This window comes from Labrenzia sp. THAF82 (genome assembly GCF_009363435.1).
In the GTDB taxonomy this organism is placed as follows: domain Bacteria; phylum Pseudomonadota; class Alphaproteobacteria; order Rhizobiales; family Stappiaceae; genus Roseibium; species Roseibium porphyridii.
Genome location: NZ_CP045354.1, coordinates 4,720,235 through 4,734,326 on the forward strand (window position 1 = coordinate 4,720,235; position 14,092 = coordinate 4,734,326).

Below are 14,092 nucleotides of genomic sequence, written 5' to 3' on the forward strand. Positions count from 1 at the left end.
CCCTCCTCAATCGTACCGCACGCGTGGATCGAGCAATGCATAAAGCAGATCCACAACGAGATTGAACAAGATGACGAAACAAGCCACGACCACAACGGTTCCCATCACAAGCGTGTAGTCACGATTGAGCGCTCCCTGGACGAAGTAGCGACCGATACCGGGAATGCCGAAGATTGTTTCAATCACCACGGAGCCGGTCAACAGGGCGGCTGCGGCGGGTCCCAGATAGGAAACAACAGGCAGGATCGCACCCCTGAGTGCATGCACCACGATGACCATGTAGCCGGTCAGGCCATAAGCCCGTGCGGTGCGGACATGATTTGATCGCAGCGCCTCGATCATCGAACCGCGGGTCAGGCGCGCAACAACAGCAACTTGAGGCAGGGCCAATGTAACCACGGGCAGGATGACGTTGACGAAGGCGCCGCCGTTCCATCCTCCCACGGGGAGCCAGCCGAGCCAGACCCCAAGTATCAGCGTGAGAATGGGTGCAACGACGAAATTCGGGATCGTCACACCGAGCGTTGCCGCCGCCATGATCGAATAATCAGCAGGCTTGTTCTGGCGAAGGGCCGCAGCCACACCGAGCGTTCCTCCGACCACCAGAGCCAGACAGAGCGCTGTCAGGCCGAGTTGGATCGAAATAGGAAGGCTTTGTGCAAAAAGCTCATTGATCGTGAAATCTCTGAAATAGAAGCTCGGCCCGAAATCCAGTTGCGCGATGCTTTTCAGATAAAGCAGGTACTGGTTCCAGAGCGGCTCGTCCAGGTGATAGATCTTGTTGAGGTTTTCCATCACCTTGGCCTCTAACGGGCGCTCGAGATCGAATGGGCCACCAGGCGCGATCCGGATCAGGAAAAAGGAAATGGTCACGATCAGAAAGAGAGTCGGGATTGCTCCAAGCAATCGACCGAGCACATAGCGGTGCATAGGTTTGCCCCTGTTGGTTTGCCGGCGGTCTTTGATTGCCGCCTTGCAAAAGACCGGCAGGGAGTTCCCTGCCGGTCCTGGCGTTATCGATTATTCGGAGATGCTTATGAAGCGGGTCGGATGAACATTGAGGAGATTGTCCTCAAATCCGGAAACCTTGTCGGAAACCAGGTTCATGGAGCCGTAGTACATCAGCGGGATGAACGGCAGATCGCGCATGAACATTTCTTCTGCCTGCTTCAGGATGCCGGCGCGCTTCTCCAAATCAATGGTCTCCGCGGCCTGATCCATTAGCGCGTCATACTCCGGGTTCTCGTAACGAGCGTAGTTGAAGCCGGTGTTGTCGCTCTCGACCATGAACAGGAAGTTCTGCGGGTCGGAATAGTCACCAATCCAGCCGGCACGGGCAACGTCAAAGTCCTGACGGTCACGCAACATGGCGTAGTGGGTCTTGGTGTCTGTGTTGATCATCGAAATCTCAACACCCAGCGGCGCCCACATATCGGCAATCGCAACAGCCGTGTTCTTGTGGTTTTCTGAGGTGTTGTAGTTGATGGTCAGCTTGAGCGGGTTGGATTCACTGAACCCGGCCTTTTCCAGCATTTCGATCGCTTTTTCTTCACGATCGATCTGAGACATGTCCTTGTAGTCTGCAAAGGCCGGCTCGCCGTAGTTGCCGATGCCAGGCGGCACGAAGGAGTAGCCCGCGACCATTGTGGAGCCCCAGATCTCGTCGGCAAGAAACTCCCGGTCAATCGCCATGGACAGTGCCTGGCGAACCTCAGGATTGCTCAATGCCTCATCTTCGTGGTTCAGAGCGTAGTAGTAGGTTCCCAGATAGGGCGCAACGCGGAACTGATCGCCCAGATTGTCCTTCATGAAGGCAACCTGTTCGGTCGGAGCATCGTTGTTGGTGTGCAGTTCACCAGCCTGGAAGCGGCGGAGCGCAGCGCCACGGTCTTCGGTCGGATAGAAGAAGACGGTGTCGACTTTGACGTTGTCCGCGTCGTGGAAATTCGGGTTCTTCGTCGCCTTGACATGCGCGTTCGGAATGAACTCAGCCAGCGTGAAGGCACCGTTGGTAACGATGTTTTCCGGCTTCACGAAATCAGAGCCGTGCGCTTCGACGGAGGCCGGGTGAACCGGCAAGCCAGTCTGGTGCGTCAGCTGATCGATGAAGTAAGGTGTCGGAGCCTCAAGCGTGATCTCCAGAGTGTGATCGTCAATCGCCTTGACGCCGATTTCTTCCGGCTTCAGATCGCCTTTGTTGACCTTCTCTGCATTCTTGATCGGGTAAAGAATGTTTGCATATTTGGCGCCGGTTTCGGGCGTCATGATACGCTGCAACGAATAGACGAAATCACCTGCTACGACAGGGTCGCCATTGGACCACTTGGCATCGTCACGCAGTTTGAAGGTGTAGACGGTCCCGTCATCGGAAATCGTCCAATCAGTCGCAACGCCAGGGATCACCTGACCGTCGGCACTGTAGGAAACGAGGCCTTCATAAAGGTCACGAAGGATATGCGCTTCGTATGTTGTTGAGGTCTTGTGCTGGTCCAGTGTTTCCGGGTCAGCAGTGTTGCCGCGGTGGTAAACCACTTCAGCAAAGGCGGTAAGAGATGTGGCGGCCATCAGAGCCGCCGCAAGCGCGGTCACGCGCATAGACTTGATCATATCGCTCTCCCCTCTTCGGTTATGTTTGATGTTACAGGAACGATACCGGACAAGATTCCACGACCTTTGCGCGCAATCAAGCATCCCCCAACGGCACATTTCGACGAAGGTCGAAAATAGGCTATGTTTTTGCAGAAAACGCACGTCAACCGGAATAAAATTCCGCTCTTTTCCGATATTGCCAATGGATCACCCGCAGAGATGGGCAACATTATGCCGAAGTCATCGGCAAAATCGATATTTTCCGCTATAGGCCAGGTAAGTACCCGTATTGGGATTGAAAGACTTGAATTTCCGCGAACAATAGGCCACCCACTGCGGCGTGAACGGAGCCAATCCTGTCTTGGTGTAAGGCACACGCTGCGGTTGTCTGTAGGCGCGTCTTGGCGGGTTCACATAGACCCTTGAACGGTACGGATAAGCTCGCCTGTCATAGGGATGGTAGTAGTAAGGAGCTCCATAGGGTCTGAATGGAGGTCCTGAAAAACCGTAGGGACCGAACCCGTAATAGAAGCCGCTTCGATAGCCACGGTACCCTCGCGACCCAATCGCTATTCCGACGCCGCCGCCGCCAAAATAGAATGCATCGGCGCGGGCCTCACCTACTCCTGTAAATACGGAAGCTGTTCCGGCAGCTACGGTCAGAACCGTCGCTGCAAGGCAGGATTTGAAGGTCGTTTTCAGGCGCGCGGCCCAGTTCGGGCCAACTAGCCGATAAGACATGATGCTCTCTCCTGTCAGCCGTTTCGGCCGAACGTTGGTGGTCGCCCCTGTCCACGTTGAAAGGATCATAACCGAATTCCAGGCGAAAATCTCGGGGCTTGCCGATCAAAAATGAGCGACGGGTTGTTCCACGTGCTTGCAGTGCGCTTGCACGACCAGTAAACCGGGCGCCGTTCTTGCCCCTTGACCCCTGACCGACAGGCACACATGGCCCCACCGCTTCTTATGCTCCGCGATGTCCACCTGACCTTTGGCGGAACACCGCTGTTGACCGGTACTGATCTTTCGGTATCCGAAGGTGAGCGCCTCTGTCTCGTTGGCCGCAACGGCTCAGGCAAATCAACGCTTTTGAAAATTGCTGCGGGCCAGGTCGAGATGGACAAGGGCGAGCGTTTCTTTCAACCCGGCCGGACCATTCGTTATCTACCGCAGGACCCTGACCTTTCCTCGTACGCATCTGTACTGGACTATGTGAACGAAGGCCTCACGGAGGGCGACGACCCTTATCGTGGAGCGTATCTACTGGGAGTGCTTGGTCTGACTGGACAAGAGACCCCACAGTCGCTTTCTGGTGGGGAAGCGCGGCGCGCAGCGCTTGCGCGCACGCTCGCGCCGGAGCCGGACATCCTTCTCCTCGACGAGCCGACCAACCACCTGGACCTTCCTGCGATTGAATGGCTCGAAGAGGAGCTCAAAAGCCTGAAATCTGCACTGGTCCTGATTTCTCACGACCGCCGTTTTCTGGAAAACCTTTCCCGTGCAACGGTCTGGATCGACCGCGGCATTGCCCGGCGCATGGAAAAAGGTTTCTCCCATTTTGAAGCCTGGCGTGACGAAGTGTTTGAGCAAGAGGAAATCGACCAGCAGAAACTGGCGCAAAAGATCAAACGCGAAGAACACTGGATGACTTACGGGGTCACAGCACGCCGTAAACGCAACATGCGCCGGGTGCGCGAACTTGCCGACTTGAGAAAACAGAAGCGAGAACATCGCGGACCGCAGGGTACCGCCAAACTCAGCGCGACGGAGGCAGAGGTCTCCGGCAAGCTCGTGGTGGAAGCAAAGGGCATCTCGAAAGCCTATGGCGATCGGCGGATCGTTCAGGACTTTTCCACCCGCATCCAGCGTGGTGACAGGATCGGTTTCGTCGGCCCCAATGGCGCCGGCAAAACGACACTCCTGAAAATGCTCACCGGGGAGCTGGCGCCTGACAGTGGTACGACCCGTCTCGGCACCAACCTTGAAATGGTGACCCTCGATCAGAAACGGGAAAAGCTCGATCTCAGTGACACACTGGCTTCTGTGCTGACCGGTGGCCGGGGGGACATGGTTGTTATTGGCGACGAAACCAAACACGTCATGTCCTATATGAAGGACTTTCTGTTTTCACCCGAACAGGCCCGGACACCGGTCGGTGTTCTTTCCGGAGGTGAACGGGCCCGCGCCATGCTCGCGCGTGCGCTTGCCAACAAGTCCAACATGATGGTGCTCGACGAACCGACAAACGATCTTGATCTGGAAACGCTGGACTTGCTGCAGGAATTGCTCGCGGACTATCCCGGGACAGCTCTGATCGTTTCGCACGATCGCGATTTCCTCGACCGAATTGCCAGTTCGGTCATCGTCTCGGAGGATGACGGCGTCTGGCGTGAATATGCCGGTGGCTACACCGACATGCTGGCGCAACGCGGTGAAGGCGTGAAAGCGCGAAAAGGCGAGAAACCTGCACCGGCAAAGAAAGAAAAGTCATCTTCATCAAACGGTTCGGTTCAAAAGCCGCAATCAAAGTCGAAGCTCAGTTTCACTCAGCAGCATCTATTAAAAACGCTGCCAGACACAATCGAGCAACTTGAAGCAAAACTTGAAAAGCTTCAGGTGGAAATGAATGACCCGCAGCTTTACGTTAAGAACCCTGACAAATTTGCTAAGTTATCGCAACAAATCACTGATCTGACGGCAGAAAAGGACGCTGCCGAGGAACAGTGGCTGGAGTTGGAAATGTTGAGCGAGGAAAGCTGACAGCGCCTTTCAATTGTCTGGTGCCCGGGCTCAGGCCTCCCCCAGTTACGATGACCTCAAATCCTTATAAAACACGGTCGTTGCGTCCAGGACACCGTGGCTGCCATAGGCATAGTCCGGTATGACGCCGACCATGTTGTAACCGCATGTCGGATAGAGCTGCTCCGCCCGATCTCCGGTGACGGTGTCCAGAACGAGCAGCCAGCGGTCAATTGACGACGCCAAGCCATCGACGGCTGCCATCAACCGGCGCGCCAGACCCTTGCGCCTGTGATCTGGATGCACCATCAGCTTAGCGACGTCTGCGCGGTGCAAGCCATTGTCCTGCAGTGCAGGAACGAGCATGACCACTCCAGTCACCTCCCCCTGTTCGCGGGTGACCATTAAAAACGCCTCGCCTTTCTCAATCGCTGCCACCTGTCTTTTCCAGAAGGCTTCCGCCCTTTTGGATGACAATGGAAGAATGAAACCAATCCCTGCGCCATCTTCGACGCAGGCTCTGAGAAGGCCGGCAAGTTGCGGCAACGCGGCCTCTGCTTCACGACCCTTAAGAAGGAAAACCGGTGCTTCCGGGACAAAGTCTGTCGATGTCATGGCGTGACCACCGTCAAAAGATAACGCGCCGGTTCTGCGCCTGTTGCGTGGTAGGAGTTGGGAGCGTTCAATCGGAACCGCAAACAGTCTCCAGCGGTGAGTTCATGACGCTCATCGCCAATCGTCATCGTCATGGTTCCTTGAAGCAGAACAAGGTGATGCTCGAGATCGGGAAGAGGAGGTACTGCGTAGGAGATTATCTTGCCGGGAGGCAATTCGCCTTCAACGACACTTCCACGGAATCCGCTGCATGCCGGCGACACAGTGCGTCTCAAGAACCCGGTTTCCGGATCCTGCCAAACAGGCTGTTCTGAGCGCGCTATCTTTGCGTCCAACACAGGGGCTCCGAAGCCGAACACTTCTGCCATTGTAATCTGGAAGGCCCGGGCAAGCTGCCCGAGCGAGGCTGCTGTCGGACTGGTGTCGCCCCGCTCTATTCGCGACAGCGTTGCGCGGCTAATGCCGGACTTTTCAGCAAGCAGGTCCAGGTTCCAGTTGCGAGATTTACGCAACTCGGCAATACGGCGTCCCAGCTGTTCGTCTGTGTCGGTCATCAGCAATTCCCATAAATGATAATATTCTCATATATGGGAATTGCTTGAAATTCAAGTCAGCCGATGGCCTCAGACTTTTGAGAACACCGCGCTGGCATTGACGCCACCGAAACCGAAACCGTTTGTCAGGATATGATCCACCTGCCTCGCGATGGCCCGATCCGGGATCATCTCGAATTTCGCCATGCCTTCATCCGCATTTTCCAGGTTCCGCGACGGCGGCAGCAAACCACTGAGAAGCGCTTTGACGCAGGCAATTGCTTCAACGGCGCCCGCTGCCCCGAGAAGGTGACCAAACATCGATTTTGACGAGGAAACGGCCAGATCCTTGCCACGCCCGGCGAACAAGGTTGTCAGAGCTGCGACTTCTGCAGCGTCTCCAACCGGTGTCGAGGTCGAGTGAGCATTGACATAACCAATCTCTGCCGGTTTGAGATTTGCCGTCGACAGGGCTTGCCGCATGGCCCGCAAGCCCCCTTCACCGTCGGGAGATGAGGCTGTTACGTGATAGGCGTCGGCACTGGTGCCGTAACCGGTCAATTCCACCAGCATATTCGCGCCGCGCGCCTTGGCGTGCTCATAGTCTTCCAGCACGAGAATGCCGGCTCCTTCCCCCATGATGAAGCCATCCCGGTCCTGATCGAACGGACGGGACGCGTGAGCCGGATCATCGTTTCGCTTCGAAGACATGGCCTTGGCTGCACAGAACCCGGCATATGAGACACGGTCGATGCAGGCTTCCGCGCCACCGGCGACCATAACATCTGCCTCACCTGCGCGGATAAGTCTTGCGGCATCTCCAAGTGCTTGCAGGCTGGCCGCGCAAGCTGTGACCGGTGCGCCTATCGGCCCTTTCAAGCCGTGCCGGATGGAAACCTGTCCGGCTGCAAGATTGGCAAGAAATGAGGGAACCAGAAAGGGAGATGCCCTGCGCGGTCCCTTCTCATCCACCAGTCGCGTGCCGGCAGTCATTGCCGGAAAGCCGCCGACACCCGTGCCGATGATCGTACCTGTTCGCTCTTTCTCCGCATCCGTCTTCGGAGCCCAGCCTGCATGAGCCAGCGCTTCGTGAACGGCGCCCATGGCAAAGTGAATGAAGCGATCAGACCGGCGTTGTTCACGCGGCTCCATGACAGCGTCGACGTCAAAACCAAACGTGTCTTCAGCGCGTGTCGGCACTTCACCGGCAACCTGGCAAGCAAGATCACCAGCTTCGAAGTGGCTGATTTTTCTAATGCCATTGTAGCCAGAGGTCAGTCGTTCCCAAAAGCCTTCGACCCCTGTTCCGACCGGCGAGACAACTCCCAATCCTGTAACGACAACGCGGCGCATATCTGACCTCTACTGATTCATGGATTCGAATGTGTAATTACACATCCAACGTCGGCAACTCAAGCGTCAACTGTCCAGCGCGCTTTAAAAAGTTCAGGGATTTGAGTTTCTGCCAGGCAGCTTGGCGAAAAAACGCGCTGCGCAACTCCTGGTTTTTCAGCATGAGAAACGCCAGACCAGTCATGAAGCAATGAAATGCCGCCCCAACAAAAGAGCTTTCGCGCAACCGGGGTGGGGGGAAGGTTGCGCGAAAGCAGTCCGCTGGAATGCCGGAACCCGGCTCCATTGCGGATTTATCAGCCCATTCGAACCTGGGAAATGAACGAACCGACTGCCTGTTTCAGGATCTCGGATTGACTGGACAGTCTGTTGGCGGAATCTGTCAGGCCGGTCGTTGCAGATCCTGATTCCTTGGCCGCCTGGGTCACACCGGAAATATTCTCGGACACCTGGGCGGTGCCGTTTGCCGCCTCATGGACATTTTGAGAAATCTCTTTGGTGGTTGCTCCCTGCTGTTCGATTGACGCGACGATCGAGGCCGAGGTTTCATCGAGCTGGCTCATGACCTTCGACACTTCGTTCATCGAGACAACGGCTTCTTTGGTGGAAGACTGAATACCTTCGATCTGTTTGTTGATCTCCGCAGTCGCGCTCGCCGTCTGGCTTGCAAGTTGCTTCACCTCGCCTGCAACAACGGCAAACCCTTTGCCGGCGTCCCCTGCCCTTGCAGATTCAATTGTGGCATTCAGCGCCAGCAGATTGGTTCTTTCGGCAATTTCAGAAATGATTTCGACAACTGCGCCGATCTTTTCCGCGGTTTCCGCAAGCTGTGCGATCCGGGAGCTGGTCTGATCGACTGTAGCAAGTGCAAGCTTTGATGCGTCCGAAGCCGAAACAACCTGACGGTTGATTTCACCAATAGAACTCGCCATTTCCTCTGCTGCAGTCGCAATGGTCTGTACGTTCATGGATGCTTCGTGCGACGCCTGGGACACAGCTGTTGCCTGGGCTTCTGTCTTTGCGGTCGTTTCGGCCATGAACTTGGCCGAATTGTTCAGGTCGGAAGATGCCGAAGCAACCGTATTGATGATTTCGCCGACATTTGCGTCGAAATCATCGGCCAACGATTCAAGAAGTGCCTTGCGTTCCTGCTCAGCGTGTTCCTTCTGCTGCTCCTGTTCCGCTTCAAGCTCTTTGCCGCGTAGCGCATTCGATTTGAACACCTGAACAGACGCGATCATTTCGCCGATTTCATTCTTTGTGCTCTCAGGCAGCTCCACACCAAGATCGCCTTCCGACAGACCTTTCATGGCAGAAGTCAAAGCTCTTAGTGGCGAGAGAATCTGACGGAACAAGACCAGGTAAACCAGAAGCGAGAGGACGACGGCTGTGGCAACGGCAATCCACACAATGCTCCTGGTGACCTGCGCAACCTCTTTGAGGTTTTGCGACAGTTCCTGACCTGCAATCACTGTGTCTGCTCCGGCCTGAAGTGTCAGTGACTGCAAACCTGCGAGCGCAGGGCCGTCATCCACCTTGATGACCTGATCAATCTGCTCCGGCGTGTTGCCCTGTTTGACCAACTGAATAGCCTGATCAAGACCGGCGGCATATTTCTGAACAACAGTTCGGATGTCTTGCAGCGCCTCCCGTTCGGCAGGTTCTATGGAACCTGCCAGAAACGTGTCGATCGCATCGAGTGTTGCGTGCAGCCCGGCTCTGACTTTCACGACGCGCGCCTCATCTTGCCGAAGCACATAATTCTTGAACTGATGGATCATGCCGCCATAACCAAGCGCTGCGCGAATTTGGCCTCGAAGCTCGGTTTTTGTAATGTCTGCATCGTCAGATTTTGCACCGCTTACGGAAGAGGTAAGCGTCGCGATGGCATCCAACGCAGGCGCGTCATTGATTTTGACGGCCTTGTCTATCTCCGCAGCACTTTTTCCTTCGCCGACCAGATCGCGAACATCTTGCAGTTTCGCTGCATAGGAGGTCACGGTGTCGCGTAGGACATTGAGCGCTTCGAGCTCGTCGGGCGTGGGCCCGCTAGCTGCGTAATAGTCGATTGCCGAGAGGACTGCGCCGTTGGCCGATTGAACTTTTCCGATCCGCTTTTCATCGTGACGCAGAACATAGTTCTTGAACTGATGGATCATGCCGCCGTAACCGATGTGCCGCTTGATCTCGCTGAGCGCCTTTGCCTTCGGCTCGTTTTGAGCCTTGAAGGCAGCCCAGGCCTGCTCCGATTGCGTGACATCGTGATCGATCACAAGAGACGTGCCGACAAATACGGTCCCGGTTGCAATCGCAAAGACGATCACAACGACCGCTAGCGTTCGAACTTTCAGATTTGACAGATAATTCATAGCATCACCCGAGTGCACAAAATCATGTTTGTCGCCCACATTTGTTAGGGCTTTGATCAGGGTGAGCGTTGTTTGTCCTGACGCTTACTAGCGCTAAGCGCGTAAAAATACGTACTACCACCCTTCTTTATAAAGGTGATCTGATTTCAAATAAAATTGGTCAACAAGCAGTGAGAGGTTTTGATCCCTTAAAATAGCGGGCATGAAATTAACGAATTTTTTACGAGACACCATTTGCGAATGATTTGAAAACTACGATTTTATTTAATCAAGCCAAGTCGAAGAGCCTGCGCAACTGCATGCACCTTGTTCGATGCATCAAGCTTCCGGCAAGTTGAGGTTATGTAGCCTGAAACCGTATTTTCGGAAATCGACAGAATAACTGAGATTTCAGCATTCGTTTTGCCTTGAGCTGACCAGCTCAGACATTCGAGTTCTCTTTTTGTCAAACTGGGTCCGTTGCCATCTTCCTCTTCAAGGAAGATCGAAAGTTTTTTGAACACAAACACGGAAATGATGTGCAGCACTGCAATTTCGTTCATTTGCAGCGGCGCTCGCTTTCCTGCAAAAGAGACAGCGCCTTTGATGCCTTTGATATCGTATGTCGGAAAATAAACGCCGTTGTGCATATCGAAGCTTCGAAACAGCTCCACACTATTTTTCAACTCTGTTTCCGAGCGTTCAAGATTCAGCTTCTCAAGCTCCCATTCTAACGGCTTGTGCGATTTTCTGAGTTTCTTGATGATCGGGCTGTTTGAAAGCAACTTCATTTCATCATAGGCACGCAGCAGTTCGGGTTGCCAGTTGCTCAAGACAATCTTGCGGCGGAGTTGTTCCTCCCCGAATACGGGGATGTAAATCACCGAGAAATGAGAATAGTCGTAACTTTCAGCAACAGACCTCAAGAACTTGAATATCTCATAAGCTGATTTGACATTTGCCAGGCGCTCATAAGACTCGCAAACAAAATCCTCTGTCGCTGTGCCGTCTAACACAATGATTATCCTTAGGGATTAACAATTCACAATTGGCCACTGATCAAGATCGAAAATAGTTATACTAAAGCACAACTAAAAGGACCCCTCATTGCGATTTAGTACAATCGCGACGCCACCACTACTTGAGATAAGACTTCACAGGAACATCTACAATTGTATAATTGGTAGTATTACTTATTCCAAATAGTTGAAAATAGAATAGATTTATTTCCCGAATGGCACAGAATTGCTGTTTAGAGCAAAACCGGACCAGACGAAACATACAAGCGGCCGCAGAACGCTCTGCTGGTCAATTGGCCGCATGTTCCGGACGCAGATCCCTTGAAACCCTGGCTGGCCGGAAAGCTCCTGCCAAATCGATCAAAGCTCCGAAAGCTGTTTCAAGGCACCCAGCGCCTTGGTGAAGTTCTCTTTGCCCAGAAGAGTTTCCACATCGCGTTGCGCCTGCCGCCAAAGAGGCAAGGCCTGATCGAACAATTCTGATCCGCGTGGTGTCAGCAAATAGGTTTTGCCCTGCCCTTTATGCGCAGGGTTCGATGTGACAAGGCCTTTGCGTTCAAGCAAAGCAACGTTGCGCACAAGGGTTGTTCTCTCCATGGAAAGCCGGTCTGCAAGTTGCCCCGTCGTCTCTTCACGTGCCTGGCGTATCACGACCAGCACAGAAAACTGCCCAGCAGTCATGCCGACCGTTCGCGCCAATCGATCATAGTGGCGACTGACGGCACGCGCGGCTTTTCGGGCGTTGTCCAGTACACAAAGAGAGAAGTCATCTTCTTCCATGCCTTTTACTGTGCAAATACACATCAGCTGTCAAGTTAGCACATCGAGGCAGGTTGCTATCCGCGACGCTGACCGGCAGTTTGCGTTTTCTCCAGAAGCGATTACCGTCAGCTTCGACAACCGGAATGATGCAATCTGAGGAGGTCCATATGACGGACGCATTGCAAGCTGTAGAAGACATGAAACAGAAAATTCAGGAAAACTGGGGGTGGTTTCTGGCGCTTGGCATTGCTCTTGTGATCGGCGGCATGATCCTGATTGCAGCGCCACTGGCAACTTCAATCGCCGTCACCGTTCTGATTGCAGCAGTCCTGTTCATCGGCGGCCTTGTGCAGATCTACAACTCTCTGAAAACCAAAGGAACTTCCAGTTTTCTCTGGAACCTGATTACAGGCATCGTGGCGGTGATCGGCGGGATCCTGATCTACGTCAATCCGATTGTCGGCGCCTTCACATTGACACTACTTCTTGCAGCTGTCTTCGCCGCTCAAGGCATCAGTCAGATCCTGCTCGCTTTCAAGCTGAAGCCGCACGAGGGTTGGGTCTGGGTACTTGTTGCCGGGATCGTGTCGCTGGCAGCTGGATTGATGATTGCAATTGACCTGCCCGGCTCAGCGACATGGGCCCTTGGTCTGATCGCAGGTGTCTCCGTGTTGATCAATGGCTGGAGCTACATTGCCATTGCCCTGGCCGCACGTGCGGCCAAAGGCTAGATAGGCATTGTAACCACCGGTATTCAGAAGATTGTTTCACCCGGCAAAATCTCTATTGCCGGGTGTTTTATTTGATGTCACTTTCTTCCCGTGTTTAATCGCAGGTATTTCCTGCAAAAGGCTCACGTTGATGTTTGCTATTCTCGGGCGCAACCCCGGCAATCCGCATAACAAAGCCTACTGGTGGTGGCCGCCCCCCTCCAGCCGTTGATGCGCGCCAACGGCGCCGCCTAAACACGACCAAAACACATCAACGGATTTCTAGAATGACCAGCATTTCACTGCGCGGCGATGACCGCGTGCTTCATGTTGCCTGGGGTGACGGCACAAGTGCAGACTTTCCATTCGTCTGGCTGCGCGACAACTGCCCAAGCGGTTTTCACCCGCAAACCCAGGAACGCGAATTCGACCTGACGAGTATCCCAATGGACATTTCAGTCTCGAATGCCGATCTGGAGGCAAAAGAGATCGTTTTGACCTGGAACCACGGAGACCATGTCAGCCGTTTTGACTCAGGCTGGTTGCGCAAACATCGACCCGGCTTCGGATTGAAAGATCCGGCACAGATCGAACCCACACTTTGGCGCGGTGACCTGCCGCCTGCCACCCTGCCTCGCGCAGATGCGCAGGACCTTTTGATCAATGATTCAGCCCTTCTGGAGTTTCTGACAGAAACCAAGAAAACGGGCCTGTCTATCGTTACCGGTATGGCTGACGATTCTGAAGCCGGCATGACGGTTGCCCGTCGGATCGGCTTCCTGCGGCAGACCAATTTCGGTACCACCTTTGAGGTCATGTCCAAGCCGAACCCGAACAATCTGGCCTATACCTCGCACGCACTCCCCCTGCACACGGATCTTGCCAACCAGGAACTGCCACCGGGCTTCCAGTTCCTGCACTGCCTGGCCAATGAGGCCGATGGTGGTGGTTCGACCTTCTGCGACGGTTTTGCAATTGCCTCCGACCTTCGGAAAAACGACCCAGAGACTTTCAGATTACTGGCTGAAACGCCGGTGCCGTTCCGGTTCCACGATACGGACTTCGACATTCGGCGCCACCAGACGGTTATCGACCTGGATCCGTTCGGCAGATTGCAGGAATTGCATTTCAATGCCCATCTGGCCGGCATCTTCGACCTGCCGGCAGAGGTGATGGAAACCTATTACCGGGCCTATCGGACAATCATGAAAATGACGCGCTCGGACGACTATGTCATCACCACACGCCTCAATGGAGGCGAGATGGTCATCTTTGACAATCGCCGCGTGTTGCATGGCAGGGCCTCATTTGACCCGAATACAGGCTTCCGTCATTTGCGGGGCTGCTACGTTGATCGCGGAGAGTTCGACAGCCGCATTCGGGTTCTCAGTCGTGAAAGCTGACTTCAGGAATGACCCCGATCT

12 protein-coding genes are annotated in these 14,092 nt (G+C 54.4%); 3 read left to right on the forward strand and 9 right to left on the reverse strand.

What is annotated here, in order from left to right:
• Positions 1 to 6 precede the first annotated feature (6 nt).
• From oppB to FIV00_RS21725, 3 genes are all read right to left on the reverse strand, one after another.
• Positions 7 to 930: an oligopeptide ABC transporter permease OppB gene (gene oppB / locus FIV00_RS21715; protein WP_152502716.1), complete on the reverse strand. Its 924-nt coding sequence runs from the start codon at positions 928 to 930 to the stop codon at positions 7 to 9.
• A 90-nt stretch (positions 931 to 1,020) separates the two neighbouring features.
• Positions 1,021 to 2,607: a peptide ABC transporter substrate-binding protein gene (locus FIV00_RS21720; protein WP_152502717.1), complete on the reverse strand. Its 1,587-nt coding sequence runs from the start codon at positions 2,605 to 2,607 to the stop codon at positions 1,021 to 1,023.
• Positions 2,608 to 2,829: 222 nt separating this feature from the next.
• Positions 2,830 to 3,330, reverse strand: a complete 501-nt coding sequence (locus FIV00_RS21725) for a BA14K family protein (protein WP_152502718.1) — start codon at positions 3,328 to 3,330, stop codon at positions 2,830 to 2,832.
• A 207-nt stretch (positions 3,331 to 3,537) separates the two neighbouring features.
• Between FIV00_RS21725 and FIV00_RS21730 the strand changes: the two genes are divergently transcribed.
• Complete coding sequence (locus FIV00_RS21730) at positions 3,538 to 5,349, forward strand: ABC-F family ATP-binding cassette domain-containing protein (RefSeq protein WP_152502719.1); 1,812 nt, start codon at positions 3,538 to 3,540, stop codon at positions 5,347 to 5,349.
• 45 nt (positions 5,350 to 5,394) lie between these two features.
• Here FIV00_RS21730 and FIV00_RS21735 read toward each other — a convergent pair whose 3' ends face one another.
• The 6 genes from FIV00_RS21735 to FIV00_RS21760 all read right to left on the reverse strand — a co-directional run bounded on the left by FIV00_RS21735 (position 5,395) and on the right by FIV00_RS21760 (position 12,000).
• The gene (locus FIV00_RS21735; protein WP_152502720.1) at positions 5,395 to 5,943 is read right to left on the reverse strand and encodes a GNAT family N-acetyltransferase; all 549 of its coding nucleotides are present in this window, start codon (positions 5,941 to 5,943) and stop codon (positions 5,395 to 5,397) included.
• Positions 5,940 to 6,497 (reverse strand): XRE family transcriptional regulator, encoded by a 558-nt coding sequence (locus FIV00_RS21740; protein WP_152502721.1) that lies wholly within the window; start codon positions 6,495 to 6,497, stop codon positions 5,940 to 5,942. Before FIV00_RS21740 ends, FIV00_RS21735 begins: the two co-directional genes overlap by 4 nt.
• Before the next feature lie 69 nt (positions 6,498 to 6,566).
• A complete protein-coding gene (gene fabF / locus FIV00_RS21745) occupies positions 6,567 to 7,829 on the reverse strand; it encodes a beta-ketoacyl-ACP synthase II (protein ID WP_152502722.1) in 1,263 nt (420 codons plus the stop codon).
• Positions 7,830 to 8,125: 296 nt separating this feature from the next.
• Entirely contained in the window at positions 8,126 to 10,198 is a 2,073-nt protein-coding gene (locus tag FIV00_RS21750) for a methyl-accepting chemotaxis protein (protein ID WP_152502723.1), read from the reverse strand.
• Between the two features lie 260 nt (positions 10,199 to 10,458).
• Positions 10,459 to 11,193, reverse strand: coding sequence for a LuxR family transcriptional regulator (locus tag FIV00_RS21755; protein WP_152502724.1), 735 nt, complete (start codon positions 11,191 to 11,193; stop codon positions 10,459 to 10,461).
• Positions 11,194 to 11,556: 363 nt separating this feature from the next.
• Complete coding sequence (locus FIV00_RS21760) at positions 11,557 to 12,000, reverse strand: MarR family winged helix-turn-helix transcriptional regulator (RefSeq protein WP_209006660.1); 444 nt, start codon at positions 11,998 to 12,000, stop codon at positions 11,557 to 11,559.
• Positions 12,001 to 12,125: 125 nt separating this feature from the next.
• Here FIV00_RS21760 and FIV00_RS21765 point away from each other — a divergent pair, with 125 nt between their 5' ends.
• On the forward strand, positions 12,126 to 12,689 hold the full coding sequence (locus FIV00_RS21765; protein WP_209006661.1) for an HdeD family acid-resistance protein: 564 nt from the start codon (positions 12,126 to 12,128) through the stop codon (positions 12,687 to 12,689).
• Positions 12,690 to 12,955: 266 nt separating this feature from the next.
• Positions 12,956 to 14,071 carry a TauD/TfdA family dioxygenase gene (locus FIV00_RS21770; protein WP_152502725.1) on the forward strand — a complete coding sequence of 372 codons (1,116 nt, stop codon included), beginning with the start codon at positions 12,956 to 12,958 and terminating at the stop codon, positions 14,069 to 14,071.
• Positions 14,072 to 14,092 lie beyond the last annotated feature (21 nt).

Coding starts and splice junctions, on each gene's coding strand:
- oppB (WP_152502716.1), bottom strand. CDS start 930: ATGCACCGCTATGTGCTCGGTCGATTGCTTGGAGCAATCCCGACTCTC.
- FIV00_RS21720 (WP_152502717.1), bottom strand. CDS start 2,607: ATGATCAAGTCTATGCGCGTGACCGCGCTTGCGGCGGCTCTGATGGCC.
- FIV00_RS21725 (WP_152502718.1), bottom strand. CDS start 3,330: ATGTCTTATCGGCTAGTTGGCCCGAACTGGGCCGCGCGCCTGAAAACG.
- FIV00_RS21730 (WP_152502719.1), top strand. CDS start 3,538: ATGGCCCCACCGCTTCTTATGCTCCGCGATGTCCACCTGACCTTTGGC.
- FIV00_RS21735 (WP_152502720.1), bottom strand. CDS start 5,943: ATGACATCGACAGACTTTGTCCCGGAAGCACCGGTTTTCCTTCTTAAG.
- FIV00_RS21740 (WP_152502721.1), bottom strand. CDS start 6,497: ATGACCGACACAGACGAACAGCTGGGACGCCGTATTGCCGAGTTGCGT.
- fabF (WP_152502722.1), bottom strand. CDS start 7,829: ATGCGCCGCGTTGTCGTTACAGGATTGGGAGTTGTCTCGCCGGTCGGA.
- FIV00_RS21750 (WP_152502723.1), bottom strand. CDS start 10,198: ATGAATTATCTGTCAAATCTGAAAGTTCGAACGCTAGCGGTCGTTGTG.
- FIV00_RS21760 (WP_209006660.1), bottom strand. CDS start 12,000: ATGTGTATTTGCACAGTAAAAGGCATGGAAGAAGATGACTTCTCTCTT.
- FIV00_RS21765 (WP_209006661.1), top strand. CDS start 12,126: ATGACGGACGCATTGCAAGCTGTAGAAGACATGAAACAGAAAATTCAG.
- FIV00_RS21770 (WP_152502725.1), top strand. CDS start 12,956: ATGACCAGCATTTCACTGCGCGGCGATGACCGCGTGCTTCATGTTGCC.